Source organism: Bremerella sp. TYQ1 (assembly GCF_020150455.1).
Lineage (GTDB): Bacteria > Planctomycetota > Planctomycetia > Pirellulales > Pirellulaceae > Bremerella > Bremerella volcania_A.
This window is the reverse complement of record NZ_CP083740.1, coordinates 836,549-858,100: the sequence shown is the minus strand read 5'-3', so window position 1 is coordinate 858,100 and position 21,552 is coordinate 836,549. Positions and strand designations below refer to the sequence as shown.

Sequence of the window (21,552 nt, the reverse complement as noted above, 5' to 3'; positions counted from 1 at the left end):
AAGAAATGATGAAGATCAGGGAAGAACACTCAATAAAGTTGACGCAAAACGTCATCGGCTACTCGCCGTTTGCTTTTGCATAATCATCTATGAGCCTAGGCTACTTTGCCAGAATTGACCGGTTCGCTTTTTCTGTCAACAGGTCTCATGCGTTTCCGCCGAACGCGAACGCAACGATCTTGGCCGTCCAAGCAAGCCCATTGCAGCAGGAACGAAAGAGACGCACATGCACTTTGATTTGATTGTCATCGGAGGTGGGATCGTTGGTTTGGGGCATGCCTGGGCCGCGGCGAAGCAAGGGCAACGCGTCGCCCTGTTCGAGAACAACTCAAGAGCGGAAGGGGCCAGCATCCGGAACTTTGGCATGATCTGGCCGGTCGGACAACCGGCAGGTCCCCAACGAGCCCTCGCCCTGCGTAGCCGCACGCTGTGGAAGGAACTCGGCGCGGCGGCTGGCTTTCCGGTACAAGAATGTGGTTCGCTGCACTTGGCCCATCACGAAGACGAAATGGAAGTGCTGAAAGAGTTCGCGCCTTCAAGTGCTGCTGATGGACTGGATATCGAGCTGGTCACACCACAGCAAATCTCTCAGCTGACCCCAGCAGCCAATCAAAACGGTTTACTCGGCGGGCTCTATTCGCATACTGAACTGCGTGTGACTCCCCCAACCGCCATCAGCAGCGTCTCCGCTTTTCTGGCCGATGCCCACCACGTTCAGTTCCACTACGACACTCCGATCACCAAAGTTGAATCAGGCACCGCAATTAGCTCGGATGGTCGCAGCTTCACCGCCGATCGGATCGTGATTGCTACAGGGGCATACTTTCAGCACCTGTTTCCCGAAGCGCACAAAGCAGAGCGACTGTTGGTCTGCAAACTGCAAATGATGCTTTCCGGATCGCAACCGACCGGCTGGCAACTGGGACCACACATCGCCAGCGGTTTGACACTGCGGCATTATCTGTCGTTCCGCGACTGCCCGACGCTGGCCTCGCTGAAAGAACGCATCGCCAACGATAGCCCAGAGCTTGACCGTTACGGTATCCATGTGATGGCGTCGCAAGCCGACGGCGGTGGATTGATTTTGGGCGACTCGCACGAATATGGGGACGACGTCGAGCCAATCGACAAGTCGGAAATCGATGACTTGATGCTTCGCGAACTTCGCAAGATTATCGACGTCCCGAACTGGAACATTGCCCGGCGGTGGCATGGTTTCTACGCCAAGCATCCATCGCAGATGTGTTTCGTGCGGGAAGTTTGCCCCGACGTGTTGGTCGTCAATGGCTTCGGCGGCAACGGCATGACGCTGTCGCTGGCGTTCGCCGAATCGATCATCAATCACTGGAAAGACTCTGCTCAATGGCACGCGGTGCAAACCACCAACTAAGCCACCGGCAACGCTCGCACTTGAGCAGTCCCTTCCCTCGACGACAATCTCCGAAGCAAAGACGACTCGATGACACGCACCCTCCTGACGCTCGCCGCACTGCTGATCTGGCCCCTTTCGTTCGCCGCCGCCCACGAAGGGCCTGATCCCCTGGCTCGCTGGCGATTCGATGCCGATTCAATGGTCGCAGAAAAGAACCATGCTCGCTTGCGAGCCCGACGCGGCCCCGACGGCAAGATCATCGGCAAGCATCAAATCTTGGGCGAAAAATACGATCAGACGATCTTCCTTTCTGGAGGGCAGTCAGGCATCGAGCTTGCCGAAGATTTCCGCACTGTTGAGAAGTATCTGCCGGAAGAATCGCTCACGATCTCGGCGGTGGTCTCGGTCGATCGCCCGGAAGAATGGGGCGGACTGCTGGGCGTGATCCAAGACAACGGCTCGAGCGAGTTTGGCTGGCTGCTGGGATACAACCAATCGACGTTCACGTTTGCCCTGCGTGGAAAAGAGGGCCCTGACAAGCTGACCTACTTGGAAGGAAACACAAAGTACGAAGCGGGCAAGCTGTACCACGTGGTGGCCGTTTACGACGGCAAAACAATGCAGCTGTACGTGAACGGTAAACTGGATGCGGAGAGCGACCAGCAGTCTGGCGCGATTCACTATCCCGATTCGGCGCCATTCATGATGGGCGCGTACCGCGATGCGAACGAGTTTCACGGGCACCGGGGACGGATTCGGGAAGTCGTGCTGTACGATCTCGCCGCGAAAAAGGCCTGGGTCGAACATGACTACGAGCACAACGCCGCCCTGGCCGCGAAAGAGCCTGTCGAAATCACCGAGCCGCTCGACTTCGTGATCGATCCGTACCTTCAGTTCGGCACGCAGAACACTATGACGGTGATGTGGCGAACCAATCGGCCTGGCATGTCGACGCTATTCTATGGCGAGACGGCCGAGTGCCCTCAGCGAATTGACGTGGCCGATTTGAACACGCTGCATGAGATCCAAATTGAAGGACTACAGCCGGAGACGCAATACTTCTATCGCACCGAAACGCGACTGAACGAACAAGATGAGCCACTGCGAAGCGACGTCGCGACATTTCAAACGGCCGTGAAGCGTGACACGCCGTTCGCGTTCGCAGTGATCAGCGACACGCAAGGTAACCCAACGGTCAGCGGCAAGATTGCCAATTTGGCGTGGGATCAGCGGCCCAGTTTTCTGCTGCACCCTGGCGATCTGGTCGATACCGGGACGGTTGAGTCGCACTGGACGCATCACTTCTTCCCGAGCATGAATCCGCTGATTCGTCACGTTCCGTTCTATCCAGTTTTGGGCAATCACGAACGGAACGCACAGTATTACTACGATTACGTTTCGTTGCCGAAGCCAGAGTATTACTACGAGTTCCGCTTTGGGAACGCACACTTCTTCATGATCGACTCGAACCGTAATCTCGACCCCGAGTCCGAGCAGTACAAGTGGTTGGAAAACGCCCTGTCCGAATCGGACGCGACTTGGAAGTTCGTTTGCCACCATCACCCGCCCTATTCATCGGACGAGAACGACTACGGCAATTTGTGGAAGACAAACAAGGGAACGCGGGGCGACTTGAACGCGCGGCAGTTGGTTCCGCTGTACGAGAAGTACCATGTCGACATCGTTTGGAATGGGCATATCCACTCGTACGAACGAACCTGGCCGATCTTGCAGAATCAGGCCGTGCGAGCCGGAGCTCCGATCTACATGATCACCGGAGGTGGTGGCGGCTCGCTGGAAACGCCCGGTCCGATTCGACCGTTCTTCATGAACACCGTTCGCCGCGGACATCATTACGCGATGGTACGTATCAATGCGACCACACTCGAATTCCAGGCCTACGACATCGAGAACCGTATGTTCGATCAACTGGTGATCGAAAAGCATGACGCGATTGAACGTGACGACATCGTCGACTAAGAAGTGTAGACCGCCACGCCATCTTCGTGGAATTCGCCTTTCGGTTTAGGAATCGGCGTCGGCTGTTGCTTGCGGCATGGCCACTTCAGTACCGCCGGATTTGCCATCACCATGTGGGCGGTCGGCACGAATGTCAGCGCGAGCATCGTCGCTCCGACCACGCCGCCGGCAATGGAAATGGCCAGTGGCGGCCAGAAACCGCCCCCGGCCAAAACCAACGGCAGGAAACCCACGACAGTGGTCGCAGTGGTAGCCACGACGTGCCGCGTCGCACGCATGACCACATTTCGGACGGCGATCGGATCGCCTGATTTCGCTTCATCGTTCTCTCTTAAGGCAGCCAACACCACGATGGAATCGTTAATCGCAATCCCGATAAGCCCCATCGTGCCGACGATCGCCATGAAGCCAAACGGAAACCCAAAGATCCACAGTGCTGCGAGCCCAAGCCCCACCGAGAAGAACCCTACACCACCGATCAGCGATGCGGCGCGGAACGAGCTGAACGAAAGCACCAGCGTGGCAACCATCAACACCATCAGCACGCCGACGCTGGACATCAAGTTGCCGACCGCCTGATTACGTCCGTTCGCTTCGCCCCCCAAACCCATGCGGTAACCATCGGGAAATTCAAACCCGGCGGCATCAAGCCGAGCTTGCAGTTTCGCAAGCACCACCGACGGCAAAACGCCTGCTTGAACGTACGCTTTGACTTCATTCATGCGCAAGTTATTCAGCCGCGTGACCGCCGAGATCTCTGGCTTCAACTCCAACGCCCCGATCGCCGAAAACGGAATCGTGTTCAGCTTCCCATCGCCGCGATTATTCGGCGAAACCAAGTCGAGCGAGGCAATGTCGCTGAGGGCCGCGCGGTACGCTTTCGGCAGGCGAACACGCACCGGAAGCTCTTCCGTTTCTTCAAGAACCGTACCTCCCACGGCTCCTTCGGTGGCGGCCGCCAACTGCTGAGCCACTTGGGCATGACTCAGCCCTGCCAGGCGAGCCTTTTCTTCATCGAGCACCAACGCGAACTTCGGCAGGTCGTCTCCCAAATCGCTCCGCGTGTGGGTCACCTCCGGAATCTTGGCCAATTCCGCGCGGACTTCTTCGCCCAACGATCGCAAGACGTTCAAGTCTGGGCCGAACAATTGAAGCTCGACAGGGGCATCGAACGGAGGCCCTTGCTCCAGCTGTCGAGCCAATACGCGGGCTTCGGGCACTTGATGGTCGAGCTCGCGCTGAAGCTCGTTGATCACCTCGGCCGCCCCTTCCGCGGAACGCAACTTCACGATGGCCTGGCCATACGGAGCATTGTTCTCCCGCCGCCGCACAATGTTGTAATAGAAGGAAGGAGCACTTTCGCCGAGAATCCAATCAATTCCGGTCACCTCTGGATGACGCTTGGCAATCTGGCTGATCTTCTTCGCCGTCAGTTCCGTCTGAAAGATCGAAGCCTGCGGTGGAAGCTCTAACTCAATTTGAAATTGATTCCGATCCGCCGGCGGAAAGAACTGCTCCGGCAACAGCCGTGCCTGAACAAAACCGAAGATCGGCAACATCACGGAAAGCCCCAAGCTCAAAATCGGTCGGGCCAACAGGAAGTCGATCGTATTTCGCCACAGCGTTGCCAGTCGAGGACTATGAAAACCAACCGACCACCAGTGCGAACGCTTCGATCCATCTGCCGTATCGGCGAAGATCGCTGCCAGCGCCGGAGTAACTGTCATCGCAAGCATCAACGAACTGGCAATTGCCAACATCACGCTGATGGCGATCGTACCGACAAACTCGCCGGCCGGGCCAGGCATCAACGCGATCGGAGCAAACGCCAACGCGGTTGTCAGCGTGCTTCCCAGAAGTGGAATCGCGAGATGCCGCGTTGCTTCACCGACGGCGTGACCCGGCGAATCTCCCTCTTCCATGCGCACTTTCACTTCGTCGACCATCACAATGGCGTTGTCGATCAACAGCCCCAGGGCGATGATCAGCCCAGTGATCGACATCTGGTGCATCGGGATCTCCATGAAACGCATGCCGGCCAGCACCATGAATGCCGAGAGGGGCAACGCGGTTCCCACGACGATCGCGCTTCGCCAACCCATCAGCACAAAAATAACGCCGACAACCGCCGCCCCACCGATGGCCAGGTTCCACAACAAGTTCGTCAGACGCGCCTCGACGTAGGGACTTTGCTCGAACATTCGAGACAACTGCACGCCGCGTGGCAATTGCGATTCGAAGTCGTCGATCGCATTTTGCGCGTCGACGTTCCACAGATCGAGACGATAGTCGCTACGAACCAATGTTCCGACGGTGACCGCCGGAAGATCGTCGATGATGGCCAACTGCCGTGGCGGCTGCATGATTCCTTTGTTCACGCGGGCAATGTCGCCCAGACGCACAAACTTGCCGTCGCTTCCAAACTGAATCGGCGTCGCGGAAATGCGGTGGATTGAATCAAGTTCGCTGTCGACTTCCATCAGAAAGTCCGCTTCGTCGGAACGAACTTGCCCGGCCGAAAGCTTCGCATCGCTGGCACTCAACTGCTGGGCGACATCTGCCGCCGTCAAACCAATACTGGCCAGCTTCGCGGGATCGACTTCCACCGCGATCTCTTCCTGCGGCTCGCCAAACATCTCGACATCTTCCGTGCCAGGGATCGCGCGAAGGCGATCTTCCAGTTGCTCGGCCAGACGCAGCAAAATCGCATAGCTCGGATCACTTTCCTGCGTCCACTTGAGCGCGACGATCGACGCATACGCTTTCGTGGTAATCATCTCGATGTCAGGCTCGCCGACACCTTCTGGGAATCCGACTTGAGCATCGTCGATTTTGTCGCGGATGCGCGACCAGATTTCGCCAACTTCATAGACATCGTCGCGAAGCTCAATCACCATCGACGAAGCGCCGGCCCGGCTAGTCGAACGGATCTCTTTGATCTCTTCGACCTCCTGCAGTTCTTCTTCCAATCGATCGGTGACTAGCACCTCGACACGATCGCCGCGTGCCCCTGGGAAAAGCGTTGTCACAATCGCGAAGCGCGGAGTCAGCGTCGGGTCTTCCAACCGCGGCAGCACGAAGTAAGAAGACAAACCGGCCACACAGATCACCGCGATGGTCAGCACCAACAGGCGTTTGTCGTAATAGAATTTGTTGAACATCGATTCCCCCATCGCCTCGCTAGTTGGACGTTGCCCCGACTTCAACTTCCATGCCTGGCACCAATCGATTCACGCCTCGAGCGACGACTTGATCGCCGGCGACAAGCGTGCCGCGGACGAACGACTGTTCGCTTTCGCTATGAATCACCTCCACGGCGCGGCGTTCAATGATGCGATCCTCTTTCACGACGTAAACCGACCACAGGCCGCGCGATCCTTGCAGCAGCGCGGAATTCGGAAGCCAGAAGCCATCGGCGTTTCGCTCGGTGGCCAGTTCCATTCGCACGACCTGGGCTGGGACCCAGCCTTGCGAGGATTCGGCGTCGAGCGTCAGGATGACGGTTTGTGTTCGCGTGGCCGGATCGAGCTCGGGAACCACCCCCGTCACCGTCGCAAGACGCGACTGTTGACTGACGGTGATCGGACGTTCTTCTTTCACCCCCAGCGTGGCAGCCGCTTCGGGAGGCAACCCGAACCAGGCCTCCAGCGGCTGGTCTTGAACGATGCGAAAGACCGTTTGCCCTTGATTGACCACGGAGCCTTCATCCATGTTGCGCTGGGCAATCACTCCTGCGAACGGCGCGACAAGTCGCGTGTCCTCTTGTTCATGACGCAAATCGACGAGTTGCGCTTCGAGCCCCGCAACGCGGGCCCGTTGGGCCTCGATCTGTTCGACGCGGGTTCCTTCCTTCAATTCAGCTAACCGACTTTTCGCCGCATCGAGTCGGCCGAGTGCGGCGTCAGCACCGTAGATCGAATCGTCGAGCGTTTCCTGCGAGATAGCACTTCGCTGGATAAGTTGCTCGCGGCGTTTGCGGTTGGCTTCCTGAAACTGATGTTCGGCGGTTAGCTGCCGCACTTCCGCTTCGGCCGCGGCGATGACCTCTGGGCGGGGTCCGGCAATCAGTTCTTTCAGAACCGCGGCTTGCTGGTCTCGCTGGGCTTCGGTTTGCAAGATTCGCGCCGAGAGATGTCGATCGTCGAGCACCGCCAGGACTTGGCCTGCTTCAACACGATCGCCTTCGTTGGCGTTGAGCTGGGTAACTTTGCCGGGGGTTTCGAAGCTGAGATCGCTTGTTTTGGCAGCGACCAAGACGCCGGTGAAGCTGCGGCTGGCGGCGTAGGCCGATTGCGGGGTGATCGTAACTACTTCGACAGGAAGAGGTTCCGCCGTGGGCGTAGGGGCCGGAGCGGCGGCGGCAAACGGGTTGTTCCATGTTGCCACTAAAGCAACTATCGCGACCAAGACTCCCGCGATAGCAATACGGCCCGTCCAAAGTTGACGCTTCGTCCACTTTTGGCCAAAAAAAGACTCACTGCTGGGCGAGTAGCTGCTGATATTCATCGGCAAAGGTCTCCGTCAGGGCCTTCTCGAAAACCGCTTCGTAGTCATGGTCGGTCGATAACGCTTTCCAACCGAAACCGTCTAACATGTGGTTGATGCAACCGCGAATTGCTAGCGTCGGGTCGTCAATTCCGAGTTCCATCAGCGAACCGCTGGTCGACATCAGTGTGAACGACCCGAAATTGATCGCCCACATCCCGAAAACCAGATCTTCCGGCGTCACCGGCCCCGGCAGTTCGAGATCGCCTTGCGAGACGGCGTCACGCACGATTCCGGCGACAATTCCCATGCATGCCTGTTCGCAGGTACGCATCACATTCTGCCGATTCTCCGAGGTTTTTTCCCAAATCGACGTGATACGAACCACTTGTTCGACATGGAAATGGCTCGGGTAAAGTCGCACGAACAACTCGCACGCAACCGCAATGGCGGTCAGTCGCTCTCGCGAGGCGCCCCGGAAAAGCGAAGCCCTTTGAAAGAGCGCCGTTCTTTTCTTCTGGGTCTCGACGGCGAGCGCCATAATAATGTCTTCTTTGTTGGGAAAATGCCGATAAACGGTCCCCTTCCCGTACTCAACCGCTTCGGCGATGCGATCCATGCTGAGCCCTAAATAGCCATCCTGCAGCAACATTTCACGTGCGACAGAAAGGATTTTGGCTTCGCGCTCTTGGATTTCGCGCTGTTTTCGGCTGAGGGTGTTCATCTCGGTTACATTTTGGACGGTTCGTCCATTTCCTGCAAGTGAATTTTAGGTTGTTTTCTTCCCAATCGGTTGAAAGCTGGGGCAGACTTCTCAGAAACTCTTACTAAAGTCCGTGTACACTCTGGTACAATAACATCGTACGCACTGCCAAGCGGCTCGCCCAGCCCTTTACGCCCCCTGAAGTGGGCATTTCTTGACGTTCACAGCAAGCGGGCCAATTCTAGCTGCATCCCCTCTGCCGGACTGTTACAATCAGACCCGTTCTTTTCTCGAATTGATCTTCACTTATCCGTCGACTATTCACGCTAAAGGTTCTTGGAATGATTCCATCTGCCCGATCGCTGACTTGTTTTGCTTGGATCACGCTTAGCTGCGTGCTGTTTCCGCTTTCTACGATCGACGCTGGGGAACCGACCGGAGCATTGGCCAAGTATGCCGAGAACCGAAACTGGGTTGATGACACGGGAAAGTTTCAGATTGGTGGCAAGCTGAAATCTGCCACGGCAGAAGAAGTACAAATACAGAAGACTGACGGACGCGTGATTACCGTTCCGCTGGCTAAGCTGAGCGAGAAGGATCAAACGTTCATCCAGGAATTCTTGAAGGCAGAGTCGGCTCAAAGCGATCCGAGCAATCCGTTTGCTGGCGGCGAGGTTCCCAATCCATTCGCCGGAGGGACGCCTGTCCGATCGCCCGCCGCGATGCCAACCCAACCGCAGAAGAGCTTGAGCGGCGAGTCGCAAGGCTCGCTCCCACGTAAAGTCAATGCCATCTCCGCCGGAGCGCGACCGCTGAGTCTTGCTCCTGGTCGAGAGTTCTGGTCGGTCAGCCCGCCGGTCGCGTTGCCGAAGCTTGATTTGCCCGATGCGATTGTTTCGCTGCCGATCGGCAAACCATTCTTTGCGAAAAGCGCGATGATGGCAGCTGGTCGTGGCCCGAAAGTTTTCGTGAACGTCTATCAAGAAGGTCGCAAGCCGGAAGAGAATTACGGCAACTTCATGATTTACGACGCCAAGACACAGCAAAACTCGGACATGATTCACTTCGACGATTCCTATCGTCTTGCCGCGGTTGCTCCGAATGCGGCGAAGATTGCGGCGGTGCATATCGAAGGGTGGGATACCGGCAACGACATGGCCATTTTTCAAGTCGACGGCCACACGATCACGCCCCTTTATCAGTTCACCGTTGGGGGCGGAAAGTGGAAAGAGTTTGTTTCGGCCACGTTCCTGGGCAACGACCGCCTGGCGGTGATCACCAAGGACAAGCAGCTAACGTTCTGGGATCTCAGCGGCCCGGCGCCGAAGGCTCAGTTCCGGGGCGAGCTGCAACATTCGCAGAACGTCAGCTTCTCGCCGCTAGGCGAATTGATGGCCTATCCGGCGAAAGAGAACATCGGCTTTCTCGATACGGCCACCGGAAAGATCGTCGGTAGTATTACGCCAGGCTCTTCGGTCTATCGTGTCGCGATGTCGGCGGACGGAAGTAAAGTTGCCGCGAAGCTGCTCGACAAGTTGGCCATCTATAACATGCAAGATGGTTCGCCGATCAACACCGTGCCGGTCTCGAAGACTGGCGACGCAGAACTGAAATGGGTCGGAGACTTCCTGCAAGTCGACGAGACCGTTTACGATGTCGAGCGTGGTCTGCCGCTGTGGACGTATGGGGCCCGGCCAACGGCGAAAGACATGTACGACGATCGCATGTTCGCGTTCTTTGCCGACAAGCAGTCGAGCACGCTCACGATCAATCGGTTGCCGCACGAAGCGGCGATTCTTTCGGCCGACTCGGTCGATCCAAACACAATTTACGAACTCGCCCCTGGTCGTTCGGTGCGTGTCGTCACAAGTTTTACCGGCTTGAAAGCGGAAGACGAATCGGCGTTTCTTTCCGCGGTCGATGCCAAGCTGCGAAGCAAGCAGTGGACGCGCAACGACACGTCCGACATTGTGCTGGAACTATCGGTCAAGCCTGGCGCGGAGAAGGAAGAAGAATACGTCACGCAAGAGTCGCGTTCGATCGGCGGTGTCGTGCTTCCGCCCCGTCCGTTTAGCCCGCTGAATCGTCCGACAGGTCCTACCGAGAAAGTCAAATATCGCCCTTGGATTCACTCTCTGGTGATCAAGAAAGGGAACGACGTGCTTTACAAAAGCGACTATGCCCGCGGTGCCCCGAGCAACTTCCGCACGGAAGATGGCGAGTCGACGCAAGCGGCGCTTTTGAAGTTGATCAATCCCGATCCTCAATGGGTCGGCCGGCTTCAGCCCCCCAGCTATTTGCTGCGTGCCGATATGAAAGATGGCCTGGGCAAATCGAACATCACCGCGTCAGGGTTGAATTAGATACGCACGAATTGCATCCAATTCTTTTGTCATTCTGGTGTTTTTCGTTAGGCTGACGGTAACGGAGTTTTGTGTCAGATCCTACTTGTCGCTAACCTGGACTCTCTCCCATGCGCTACCTGACTGGATGGCTCGCCGCTGCGATTTTGCTTGTCGGTAACGTTGGTATTATTTTCGCTCAACCGCCGGCGAACGATCCCGAAGCGCGGATCGACGAACTGTTGACCTACCATCGCCCGGTACTCGACCAATACCTGTCTGGCGAAGATCACTTTTTTGACGGGAAAACGTTTTCGCAGCTGCCTTCCGAATTGTCGAGGGCGATTGAAAACGGCAGGGCAACAACAAACGATCCCAACATCGTCGCGAGCCTTATGAAGATATTGACTTCGCCGGCAATGCATGATGAATCGCGACTTCACTACCTCTATACGGTAGCTGGCTGGCAACATGCCGCCGGCAACCAAACAGCCGCACATCAAACGCTTCGCGATGCGGCACAACTTCTTTTGCAACTTCGTCAGCAGCCAGACTATTCACTCGACAATCCGATCTGTGGTATCAGCACGGCCCAAGGAGAACGTTTGGCCTATCACATGGTCACCTTGGGCAGCCCCGACGCCGATGTCTTGCTGGCGAAGAAAATCGCGGGGCCATCTCGTACGTATCAGACCAGTGGTGCCTGCGCGACGCATTGTGCGGAGAAAGGACGGCATGAATTGGCTCAGGCCTGGATCGACTGGGAAACCGACGCTGGACGCCATTTGCACTCGCTGGCGAGCGTTGCCATGGCCTACTTTCAAAGTGGGGACATTCCGCGTGGAAAGGAATTTGTGGAGCAGATGCTCCTCACGCTGAACGCCGACGACTTTGACGCCGACAGAAACTATAACCTAGATGCTTGCCAAAACGTAATCGTCACACTTCATCAAAACGGCGAAATCGAGTTGGCCGAACAGTTGATGGATGCGTACGAAAAGCGATCGCAGTACGCTTCTTCTTCGCTGTGGTATGCAGGCGGGCTGTTGGTCATCGGTGAGAATGAGCGAGCAGAAAAGGTGATCGACCAGTTTGTCGCCACCTACGAACCGACCGGCTACAGCTATGAAGCGTCGTTCTACACATTCGATGAAGAAACACGACTGGTAATTGCCAAGGCCCATACGTTAAGCCAGCGGCTCGCGTTCTACGGAATGTACGACGAGGCGATCGAATTGGTGGAACGCATCCCTGAGACCAAGCCACAGCGTCTCGATTTAGTCTCCAAGGTTTGCAATCAGATGTTGGCCGATGGAACCGCCGAGTCGCGAGCGTTTGCGGTTGAAGTATTGACTCGGAATGCGCCGCATGCGGTACATATTTCCAAGATACCTGAACAGAGCCAACAAGACGCCCAAACTTATCTGCTGGCGTTCGCGACCACGCTGGGGGAAGCCGGTGCGTGGGACGTGTTAGATAAGACCGTTGTCCCCGAACTTAGCGAAGAGCATGCGAAACGCTTGACGCGCCATTTGAGATGGCAGTCGGACAACATTGGCCTCAGTCTTCCGGAGAAGCTCGCGCGGTTTGTCACCCCAGTGACGGACCCTGTCGAAAAGTTTCACGCGCTTGCGTCGCTACGTCACTCGACGAAGAATACCGACGAGAAACGGAAACTATTCGCCATGATGCGATCTTTGCCGGGGGATCACGCCGAGTGGCTCGCCGGTACGTTGACGACCGTTGCCAGCGAGCAGTACGCTGCCGGCGACATCAACGAGGCAGAACAAACATGGGCAGAGGCGCGGGCGGAGATTGACAAGATCGCGTCGCCTACTGATCGCGCAGATACGCTTCGCAGCCTGGCAATCTCGACGTGGCTATCAGGGCAGAGCAAGCTGGCTCGACAAGCGAGCGAAGACCTGGCGAACTTGTTGTGGGAAATTCGTGATCAAGAGATCGATCGGTTGGCAATTACGAAGCGGTACGGCCTGGTGGAAGATGCGAAGCTACTGTTGACGCATGTTTCCAAAGATTAGGCCCTGCGAGTAGATGGTTCGACCGCAGAGCCGCGCGGCATTCACTTAATTGCTACGTCGTGCGGCACGGTAGTCGCGGGGAGACATCCCCGTTGCGCGCCGGAATTGCCGAGTAAAGGCGCTTTGATCCGCGTAGCCTGCTTCCATGGCAATCTGCGAGATTGACTCGTCCGATGTGCGAAGTCGGCGTTGGGCCAAATCGATCCGCAGCTTCAATAGCCACTGCCCGGTGGTCAGACCGAACACGCGTCGCATGCGGCGATCGAGTTGATAAGGGGACATCTCGGCGATCTCGGCCAGTTCCGACACGCTCGGTGGGTTGTCGAGATGGGCCTCAGCGTGATTGATGGCGTCGATCACATGTTGGTATTCGTCGGTCGCCAGGTCAGGCAGACGCAAGTCTTGCGAAACGCCGACGAGCCCAACGACGTCTCCGTTTTTGTTTCGCAGTGGAAGCTTGCTCGTTAAACACCAGCCAACGTCGCGCGTGGCATAGAAGTGCAGTTCTAACTGCCCGACAAGGGGCTGCCCTGAGGCGAGCACTTTACGGTCCTGGTCCTCAAAACTTTGCGCAAGTGGCGGTCTTAAGACCTCGCCAGGCGTACGTCCGATCAGGTCGGCTTTCTCGTGGGCTCCGCAGCGTTGCACGAGCGTGTTGTTGACGACGAGGTACTGCCCCTGGGTGTTTTTGATGAAAAACACAATGTCCGGCAGATGGTCGAACAGTTCTTCGCCGGTGAACGGTTTGTCGAGTTGGCCTAGGATTTCATGAATCTGGGGGATCATTGGTTCTCCTCAAACTATGCGCAAATTCCAGTCGGTGTTGGAGCGTTTGTCAAGACAATTCCCAGCATTTGGCGGTATGATGGGGGAAGTTCATCCGTCAGAGTGAATCATTTAACGAACCGAGAAGCGCAGTGACCGATAAATCCCAAGTATTCCGCGGCTGTATTCCTGCCTTGATGACCCCTTGTTCGGCCGATGGAACGCCTAATTTCGAGGCCTTGGTGGCGAAGGGAAAAGAGCTGGTCGGCTTGGGAATGTCCGGAGTCGTTTACTGCGGTTCGATGGGGGATTGGCCGCTGCTGACCGACGCCCAGCGGCAGGAAGGGGTCAAGCAGCTCGTCGATGCTGGCGTTCCCGTCGTCGTTGGGACTGGCGCACAAAATCCGAAGCTCGCCGCGGAACATGCGGCGCACGCCAAGCAGGTTGGTGCCGCAGGGTTGATGGTCATTCCCCGGGTGCTTTCCCGCGGTACATCCAAAGTGGCCCAGCGCGATCACTTCTCGGCCATTCTGACCGCTGCTGGTGACTTGCCTTCGGTGATTTACAACAGCCCTTATTACGGATTCGAAACGAAAGCGGACTTGTTCTTCGATCTCCGTCGCGAGTTCTCGAACCTAGTCGGGTTCAAGGAGTTTGGTGGTTCGAACTCGCTGACCTACGCAGCGGAACACATCACCGGGACCAATCCTGACTTGGTGTTGATGGTCGGCGTCGACACCCAGGTCTACCATGGTTACCTTCGCTGCAACGCCAAAGGGGCTATCACCGGGGTCGGCAATGCGTTGCCAAAAGAAATTTTACGGCTGGTCGATCTGTGCGAGAAAGGGGCGGCGGGTTGTGCCGAGTCGCGCAAGCTGGCATGGGAACTGAACGAAGCGTTGACGGTGCTTTCGACGTTCGACGAAGGTCCTGACCTGGTGCTGTATTACAAGTACTTGATGGTCCTGGAAGGAAACCCAGAATACGAACATCACTTCAATGCGACCGACAAGCTAAGCTCGAGCCAGCGCGAAACGTTGAAGGCTCAGTGGGAACTGTTCCGAAATTGGTGGGACTCGTGGCCAGGCTCGAAGGGTTAAGCACGTTTCCTCCTCCCTGCCCTTGTTTCTTTAAAACCCCAACGCCCGCATGATCAAGTCGTCGCATCCCGAAAGTGTGCTTATCGTCGGTTCCGGCATCGTCGGCATCGCGTGTGCGCATTATTTGTCCGAACAAGGGATGGATGTCACCGTCATCGATCGGTCGACCATCGCGGGTGCCTGTTCACATGGGAACTGCGGCTACATTTGCCCAAGCCACGTGCTGCCGCTGACCGAGCCGGAAGCGATTCGCACCGCGGTCAAGTCACTCTTTCAGCCAAGTGCCCCCTTCCGTGTCAAACCACGTTTTAGCCCGGCGATGTGGAACTGGATGTGGCAGTTCGCACGGCGCTGCAATCATCGACAGATGCTGACCGCTGGCGAAGCCCTCAAGGCGATCTTGGATGCGTCGATGCAAGAGTATCGCCGATTGGTCCCTCAGCAGTCGCTCGACTGCGAATGGAAAGAGACCGGGCTGCTGTACGTATTACAAACCGAAAAAGGCATGAAGTCGTTCGCCGAAACGGATCGCTTTCTGACCGAGCATTTCGGCGTGTCGGCGCAGCGGATTGAGGGTTCCGAACTTTCAACGTTCGATCCCGCATTTAACGATAACCTGGCCGGAGCATTCCATTACACCGGCGACGCATCGGTTCGCCCAGACCGATTGAACGAGAACTGGAGCACCAAGCTGAAAGCACGCGGCGTGAAGTTTCTCGAGCGATGCGAACTACTCAACATCGAGAAGCAGCATGGTCGCATCGTGCAACTGCATACATCGCAAGGCGTGCTGAAAGCGGACCAGTTTGTCATAGCGACCGGGGCTTGGAGCACGCAGCTCGGTAAAGCGCTCGAATGTCGCATTCCGATTGAGCCTGGCAAAGGGTATTCGGTGACGATGTCACGGCCTGATCCTTGCCCGAAGTATCCGATGCTTCTGCCGGAACACAAAGTAGGCGTTTCGCCCTTCGATGGTGGCTATCGCCTGGGATCGATGATGGAGTTTAGCGGCTACGACGAATCGATTCCGCAGCGTCGAATCGATCAGCTTCGCAAGTCGGCCGAACCCTATTTGAAAATGCCAGCCACTGCCGAGACGCAGCAAACATGGTATGGCTGGCGACCGATGACGTGGGACAGCTTGCCCATCATTGGGCGGACGCCACGTCTGAAGAACGCTTTCCTGGCGACGGGGCACAATATGCTGGGGCTTAGCATGGCAACTTCGACCGGAAAGTTAGTTGCTGAGCTTATGACGCAGATGCCGACTCATATCGACGCGGAACCCTATTCACCACTTCGTTTTGCTTAGATATCTTGCCGCGGGACTGAGATTTCTTGCGAAGTCGTGCCTGAACGGGGTAAACTTTTCAAGTAGAATAGAGCGTCTTGCCCCTAGATCCCTCCAACCTCCTACTATTGCTTGCTAGAGGTGCCCCTTGAAACGAGTAGCCCCCTCGTGTCTGCGTATGTTCGCAGTTGCGACTGTTTCACTTGCGGTTTTCAGCACGTTGTTCAGCGTTGCACGCGCGGCTGATGATCCGAAACGACCTGACCGCAACGTTATCTTCTTTATCACCGACGACGAAAGTCCAACGCTTGGGTGCTATGGCGATAAAGTTGCCGTCACACCCACGATCGACGCGTTGGCGGCCGATGGAACGCTGTTCCGCAATGCATTCGCGACCACGGCCAGTTGCAGTGCCAGTCGATCGGTGGTGATGAGTGGACTTCATAACCATATGAACGGTCAGTATGGCCACACGCATCACTTCCATAAGTTCTCTTCCTATCACGACGTCGTCAGCCTGGCACTACCACGACTGATGGCCCAGGCCGGATATCGAACGGCACGCTGCGGCAAGTATCACGTTGCTCCTGAAGCGGTCTTTCATTTTGAAACGACGATTCCCGGCAACACACGATCGCCGGTCGAGATGGCTGACAATTGCGAAGCGTTCATTACCGCCTCCAGCGACAAGCCATTCTTCCTTTACTTCGCCACGAGCGATCCTCATCGTGGCGGCGGCGTCGATAAGACATCGGAACTGGAGTTGAAACCAAACCTGTTTGGTAACAAGCCGAACAAGAAGGCTTACCCCGGCATCGAAGAAGTCTTTTATGACCCTGCCGAAGTGCCGATTCCAGAGTTTCTGCCAGACACGCCTGATACCCGAGAAGAGCTTGCCCAGTACTATCAATCGGTTTCGCGAATCGATCAAGGCTTGAAGCGATTGGTCGACATCTTGAAAGACGCTGGTCTGTACGACAAGACGATGATCGTTTTTACCGCGGACCATGGCATGGCCTTCTCTGGCGGCAAAACGACGGTGTACGAAGGGGGCCTGCGAGTTCCTTTTGTCGTGCGAAATCCTTACGAAAAGAATCGCGGAGTCGACACGGATGCGATGATCAGCCACGTCGATATCACCCCGTCGCTGCTTGACTTCGCAGGTGCTTTGGACCGAGAAGCCAGCCGTCCAAAGAATCCAATCAACGCCAACAAGTTCTGGAAGGAACGTGGCGAAGCGTTGGAAGAGAACCGCAACGGAGCCAACAAATTTGTCGAATATCACGGCAAGTCTTGGATTCCACTGCTGGGCGATCCGGAAGCTCGTACGCACGAAGATATCTTCGCTTCGCATACCTTCCATGAAATTCAGATGTATTACCCGATGCGTGTCTATCGCGACAAGCGATTCAAGTTGATTTGGAACATCGCTCACAAGCTCGATTATCCCTTCGCTTCCGATTTGTGGGCTGCTTCCAGTTGGCAAGCTCAGCTGAAGAAGGGCGAAGATGCTCCGTACGGCACGCGAACCGTTGGCGAGTACATCCAACGTCCTGAGTTCGAGTTGTTCAACATGGAAACCGACCCACACGAGTCGTTGAACCTGGCCAACGATCCTGCTTACGCCGAAGTCTTGGAAGAGTACAAAGCCAAGCTGAAAGCGAAGCAGAAAGAGCTGAACGATCCTTGGATCATGAAGTGGAGCTACGAGTAAGCCCCGTTCCGCTTTGTCGAAATGCACGACGAAAGGCCCTGCGATTTCAGTTCGCGGGGCCTTTTTTATGCGCGGCATGACCAAACTCGCAAAGAATTCCAGAAATATACGCGAGAAATATTTCTGCCGATTGAGTTTGTGAATGATCTTTGCGATTATGATCCCCGCCCTGTGCCGCCTGGCGGTGAACTCTCGTGAAATGCCCCGAATTGAAACCTCCTCATGCCCTGTCTTCGGAATTGCTCTGCCCTCTTCTGGCTGCTTTTGACGGCTTTGGTTCCTGTTTCGCTTTGCCAAGCGGAAACGACGCTTGACTGGAAACAGCTACCTGATCTGCCGAACGAGTTAGGTGTCGCGGGACCCTTTGTAGGCGTGAGCAACGACGCGATGATTGTTGCTGGCGGAGCCAATTTTCCGCGTCCCGTTTGGGAGTCGAACAAGCAGTGGGTCGACACGATACATGTGCTGACGAAGAACGGCAACGATTTCCAATGGCATGATGGCGGAACCCTCCCTCGGCCGACTGGATATGGAGCGTCTGTTTCCACCGATCGCGGCGTGCTGTGCATTGGCGGCAATAATGCCGACGACGTCTTTGCGGAGGCTTACTTCCTGGTTTGGACCGGCAACACGATTCATCAGATTCCTTGCGCCCCCCTGCCCCAGCCGATCGTCTATGCTCAGGCCGCCCAGATCGGCACGAAGGTTTACGTTGCATGTGGTCAAGAGAAGCCGGAACTTGCCAGTGCAACGACGAACTTGTGGTCGCTCGATCTTGCGCAGGCAGGCGAACCAGATACGTTCACCTGGGAAAAGCTTCCGCCACTGCCAGGCGCGTCACGCTCGTTCGCATTGGTCGCTACGCAGCATGATGGATTTCATGATTCACTGTACGTTATCGGTGGCCGACGTGAAGAGAATGGTGAAACGGAGTTTCTCAAGGACGTCTGGCAGTACAACCCTAAATCAAAGCAGTGGCGACGACGCCAAGACGCGCCTCAAGTGATGATGGCAGGCGAAGCGATCGGTGTCGGACAAAGCCATGTCTTTGTGCTGGGTGGTGCCGACGAAGCCAACTGGGGCCGCGAAGATGAGTTGAAGGACGACCACCCAGGTTTTCCCAAAGAAGCATTCGCCTATCACACGATTACTGACGCATGGACTTCGCTCGGTTCGATCCCGGAGAATGTCGTCACGACGCACGCGGTGGCGTGGAATGGGGACATCATCTTGGCAAGTGGCGAAGTCCGCCCTCGCGTCCGATCGCCTCACATCTGGCAAATCGATGTCGCAGCATCTGGCAAAAGTTTCGGTATTGTGAACTACGTTGTGTTGTTTGGTTACCTGCTGGCGATGGTGGGTGTCGGTGTTTACTTCACGCAGAAGAACAAAAATACCGACGATTACTTCCGCGGTGGCAAGCAAATCCCATGGTGGGCAGCTGGGTGCAGTATCTTTGCGACGATGCTCAGTTCGCTCACGTTTACGGGATTGCCCTCGAAGGCGTTCGCCCAGGACTGGGTTTACGCGGTAGGGAATTTTACGATTCCGCTGGTCGCCATTTTGGCCGTTTATGTGGCGTTGCCGTTCTATCGGCGGATCGACGCTACGAGCGCGTACGAGTACCTCGAAATGCGGTTCGGTCGGGTTGTCCGTTTGTTGGCAAGTTCCAGCTTTGTGCTGTTTCATCTGTTTCGCATGGCGATCGTGATGTCGCTGACGGCCCTGGCTCTCGCGGTTGCTACGCCGCTGTCGCCTGTGCAGTCGGTGCTGCTGATGGGCGTACTAAGCATTGCTTACTGCACGATGGGCGGCATTGAAGCAGTTATCTGGACCGATACCATTCAGACATTCGTCCTGCTAGGAGGTGCCATCTTGGCGATCGTCTTGCTCATTGGCGGCGTCGATGGTGGCTTGGCTGGTTTCTGGGACCTCTCGGCGAATGCCAACAAGTTCAACATGGCCAACGCGACGTGGGATGTCACGAACTCGCAAGTCGCATTGTGGGTAATTTTATCTGGCGCGGTGATGCAGCACATTTCTTCCTATACGGCAGATCAAGCGGTCGTGCAGCGTTACGTGACGACGCCAACGCAGAAGCTCGCAGCACAGTCGATTTGGATGAGCGCCTTTTTAACGATCCCTGCGACGATCTTGTTCTTTGGAATCGGAACGGCCTTGTTTGCGTTTTATCACAGCAACCCCGACAAACTCGATCCGACGATTACGACGGATCAGATCTTTCCGCTGTTTATTGCCCGTGAGATTCCGATTGGTCTGGCCGGTTTGATCGTCGCTGGCGTGTTTGCTGCGGCCCAGTCGACTGTTTCGACCAGCATGAACTCGTCAGCGACAACCATCATCGTCGACTTCTTACGTCCAATGCATCTTTGCACGACGGAGAAAGCTTACCTATTTGCCGCTCGGGTCTGCACGTTTGCGGTAGGCACGCTGGGGACACTGCTCGGTTTGTTGTTCGTGAACCCTGACATCCGCTCGCTGTTCGATGCGTTTGTGATGATCCTGGGAATCTTCATGGGAATCCTCGGTGGTCTGTTTCTGTTGGGGGCATTCACCCGGCGAACCAACCAAGCAGGCGCTTTGTGCGGCGCCGTGGTTGGTGCCGCGACGATGTTTTTGCTTTGGAAGTTCACCCAAGTGAATGGCTATTTCTATCCCTTTGCCGGGGTGACGGTTTGCTTTGCCGTGGGCTATGTGGCCAGTCTGGTGGTTGGCCGCGGACCGGCTTCGTTAAGTGGATTAACGATTTACGACGCGCCCGAGAACTTGCCGGCCGCTGATTAAGCTCAACGACGCTGAATCGTCCAACTTCTCTGTCACCACGTCTGGCATGAACGGCTTTCTCCCGATATCAAGGTAAGGGAGACGCCGCTTGAAAGCTTGTCCTATGGGCGAGCATGTCAGAAAGAAATTGGGATGATGTACAAGTTTCAAGAGGGATTGGTCGAGCAAATCTTTGACTGCCTCGGAGACGTTGTTTATTGCGTGAAAGATTTGCAAGGCAAATACACGTTTGTGAACCATGCTTTCGCGGAACGTTTGGGGGTCGCCGATCCGAGCGAGCTGATCGGTAAGCGGGCCAGCGATTACTTTCGAGCCGATCTCGCCAAAGTGTACGACGATCAGGATGCCGAAGTCATCCGTACTGGGAAGCCACTGCGCGATCAACTCGAGTTGATCTCGAACGTCGACGGTTCGCTCGGCTGGTATCTTTCCAACAAATTTCCGCTGGTCAACGATGCCGGCGAAACGGTCGGGCTCGTCGGCGTTTCGCAAGATCTAAATCAGCCCAGCGATAGCGATCTGGAACTTGCCGACTTGAAGGTCACCGTCGACTACATCCGCGCCAACATCGCCGAGTCGCTCAAGACCGAAGAACTCGCTGATCAAGTCGGGCTATCCGTCACGCAGCTCGACCGCCGCATGCGACGTGTCTTCCGACTTTCGACGAAGAAATTCGTGATGAAGTATCGCCTCGACTTGGCGTCGCAGCTGCTTGTATCGACCGAAAAGTCCTTGTCGGATATCGCACTAGAGTGTGGTTTCAGCGACCAGAGCGCGTTCACGCGGCACTTCGGAGCGGCCGCCAATCTGACACCATTGGCGTACCGAAAGTCCCACCAGCAGGCGAGTTAGGTCAATTCGCCCCTTTTTGCCTTCCCAATTTTTGCAGAAACAGGCACGCCGTACGCATGAAATGTTCAATACGGCGCAGCGTGCTCGTTTCTAGAATTCATTGA

13 protein-coding genes are annotated in these 21,552 nt (G+C 56.1%); 9 read left to right on the top strand and 4 right to left on the bottom strand.

What is annotated here, in order from left to right; genetic code table 11:
- Positions 1 to 226: 226 nt before the first annotated feature.
- On the top strand, positions 227 to 1,390 hold the full coding sequence (locus LA756_RS03145; protein ID WP_224438433.1) for a TIGR03364 family FAD-dependent oxidoreductase: 1,164 nt from the start codon (positions 227 to 229) through the stop codon (positions 1,388 to 1,390).
- A 69-nt stretch (positions 1,391 to 1,459) separates the two neighbouring features.
- A complete protein-coding gene (locus LA756_RS03140) occupies positions 1,460 to 3,352 on the top strand; it encodes a metallophosphoesterase (protein WP_224438432.1) in 1,893 nt (630 codons plus the stop codon).
- Here LA756_RS03140 and LA756_RS03135 read toward each other — a convergent pair.
- From LA756_RS03135 to LA756_RS03125, 3 genes are read right to left on the bottom strand one after another with little or no spacing between them, the layout of a single operon-like run.
- Positions 3,349 to 6,513, bottom strand: coding sequence for an efflux RND transporter permease subunit (locus tag LA756_RS03135; RefSeq protein ID WP_224438431.1), 3,165 nt, complete (start codon positions 6,511 to 6,513; stop codon positions 3,349 to 3,351). The genes LA756_RS03140 and LA756_RS03135 overlap by 4 nt on opposite strands.
- Before the next feature lie 19 nt (positions 6,514 to 6,532).
- Positions 6,533 to 7,858: an efflux RND transporter periplasmic adaptor subunit gene (locus LA756_RS03130; protein ID WP_224438430.1), complete on the bottom strand. Its 1,326-nt coding sequence runs from the start codon at positions 7,856 to 7,858 to the stop codon at positions 6,533 to 6,535.
- Complete coding sequence (locus tag LA756_RS03125; protein WP_224438429.1) at positions 7,827 to 8,561, bottom strand: TetR/AcrR family transcriptional regulator; 735 nt, start codon at positions 8,559 to 8,561, stop codon at positions 7,827 to 7,829. Before LA756_RS03125 ends, LA756_RS03130 begins: the two co-directional genes overlap by 32 nt.
- Before the next feature lie 320 nt (positions 8,562 to 8,881).
- On the opposite strand from LA756_RS03125, the gene LA756_RS03120 reads away from it, so the two are divergent.
- Positions 8,882 to 10,903, top strand: coding sequence for an SHD1 domain-containing protein (locus LA756_RS03120; RefSeq protein WP_224438428.1), 2,022 nt, complete (start codon positions 8,882 to 8,884; stop codon positions 10,901 to 10,903).
- A gap of 110 nt (positions 10,904 to 11,013) precedes the next feature.
- Complete coding sequence (locus LA756_RS03115) at positions 11,014 to 12,921, top strand: hypothetical protein (RefSeq protein ID WP_224438427.1); 1,908 nt, start codon at positions 11,014 to 11,016, stop codon at positions 12,919 to 12,921.
- 45 nt (positions 12,922 to 12,966) lie between these two features.
- Here LA756_RS03115 and LA756_RS03110 read toward each other — a convergent pair whose 3' ends face one another.
- Complete coding sequence (locus LA756_RS03110) at positions 12,967 to 13,707, bottom strand: AraC family transcriptional regulator (protein WP_224438426.1); 741 nt, start codon at positions 13,705 to 13,707, stop codon at positions 12,967 to 12,969.
- Positions 13,708 to 13,838: 131 nt separating this feature from the next.
- Here LA756_RS03110 and LA756_RS03105 point away from each other — a divergent pair, with 131 nt between their 5' ends.
- The 5 genes from LA756_RS03105 to LA756_RS03085 all read left to right on the top strand — a co-directional run bounded on the left by LA756_RS03105 (position 13,839) and on the right by LA756_RS03085 (position 21,448).
- Positions 13,839 to 14,786: a dihydrodipicolinate synthase family protein gene (locus LA756_RS03105; RefSeq protein WP_224438425.1), complete on the top strand. Its 948-nt coding sequence runs from the start codon at positions 13,839 to 13,841 to the stop codon at positions 14,784 to 14,786.
- A 49-nt stretch (positions 14,787 to 14,835) separates the two neighbouring features.
- Complete coding sequence (locus LA756_RS03100; protein WP_224438424.1) at positions 14,836 to 16,098, top strand: FAD-binding oxidoreductase; 1,263 nt, start codon at positions 14,836 to 14,838, stop codon at positions 16,096 to 16,098.
- A gap of 157 nt (positions 16,099 to 16,255) precedes the next feature.
- Entirely contained in the window at positions 16,256 to 17,791 is a 1,536-nt protein-coding gene (locus LA756_RS03095; protein WP_224438423.1) for a sulfatase, read from the top strand.
- 222 nt (positions 17,792 to 18,013) lie between these two features.
- On the top strand, positions 18,014 to 20,596 hold the full coding sequence (locus LA756_RS03090) for a sodium/solute symporter (protein ID WP_224438422.1): 2,583 nt from the start codon (positions 18,014 to 18,016) through the stop codon (positions 20,594 to 20,596).
- Between the two features lie 132 nt (positions 20,597 to 20,728).
- On the top strand, positions 20,729 to 21,448 hold the full coding sequence (locus tag LA756_RS03085; RefSeq protein WP_224438421.1) for an AraC family transcriptional regulator: 720 nt from the start codon (positions 20,729 to 20,731) through the stop codon (positions 21,446 to 21,448).
- Positions 21,449 to 21,552: the final 104 nt, after the last annotated feature.

What these genes read in the sequence shown, in the direction of transcription:
- LA756_RS03085 (WP_224438421.1), top strand. Translation starts at nt 20,729, where the DNA reads ATGATGTACAAGTTTCAAGAGGGATTGGTCGAGCAAATCTTTGACTGC.
- LA756_RS03120 (WP_224438428.1), top strand. Translation starts at nt 8,882, where the DNA reads ATGATTCCATCTGCCCGATCGCTGACTTGTTTTGCTTGGATCACGCTT.
- LA756_RS03140 (WP_224438432.1), top strand. Translation starts at nt 1,460, where the DNA reads ATGACACGCACCCTCCTGACGCTCGCCGCACTGCTGATCTGGCCCCTT.
- LA756_RS03135 (WP_224438431.1), bottom strand. Translation starts at nt 6,513, where the DNA reads ATGTTCAACAAATTCTATTACGACAAACGCCTGTTGGTGCTGACCATC.
- LA756_RS03130 (WP_224438430.1), bottom strand. Translation starts at nt 7,858, where the DNA reads ATGAATATCAGCAGCTACTCGCCCAGCAGTGAGTCTTTTTTTGGCCAA.
- LA756_RS03090 (WP_224438422.1), top strand. Translation starts at nt 18,014, where the DNA reads ATGCCCTGTCTTCGGAATTGCTCTGCCCTCTTCTGGCTGCTTTTGACG.
- LA756_RS03100 (WP_224438424.1), top strand. Translation starts at nt 14,836, where the DNA reads ATGATCAAGTCGTCGCATCCCGAAAGTGTGCTTATCGTCGGTTCCGGC.
- LA756_RS03115 (WP_224438427.1), top strand. Translation starts at nt 11,014, where the DNA reads ATGCGCTACCTGACTGGATGGCTCGCCGCTGCGATTTTGCTTGTCGGT.
- LA756_RS03110 (WP_224438426.1), bottom strand. Translation starts at nt 13,707, where the DNA reads ATGATCCCCCAGATTCATGAAATCCTAGGCCAACTCGACAAACCGTTC.
- LA756_RS03145 (WP_224438433.1), top strand. Translation starts at nt 227, where the DNA reads ATGCACTTTGATTTGATTGTCATCGGAGGTGGGATCGTTGGTTTGGGG.
- LA756_RS03095 (WP_224438423.1), top strand. Translation starts at nt 16,256, where the DNA reads ATGTTCGCAGTTGCGACTGTTTCACTTGCGGTTTTCAGCACGTTGTTC.
- LA756_RS03125 (WP_224438429.1), bottom strand. Translation starts at nt 8,561, where the DNA reads ATGAACACCCTCAGCCGAAAACAGCGCGAAATCCAAGAGCGCGAAGCC.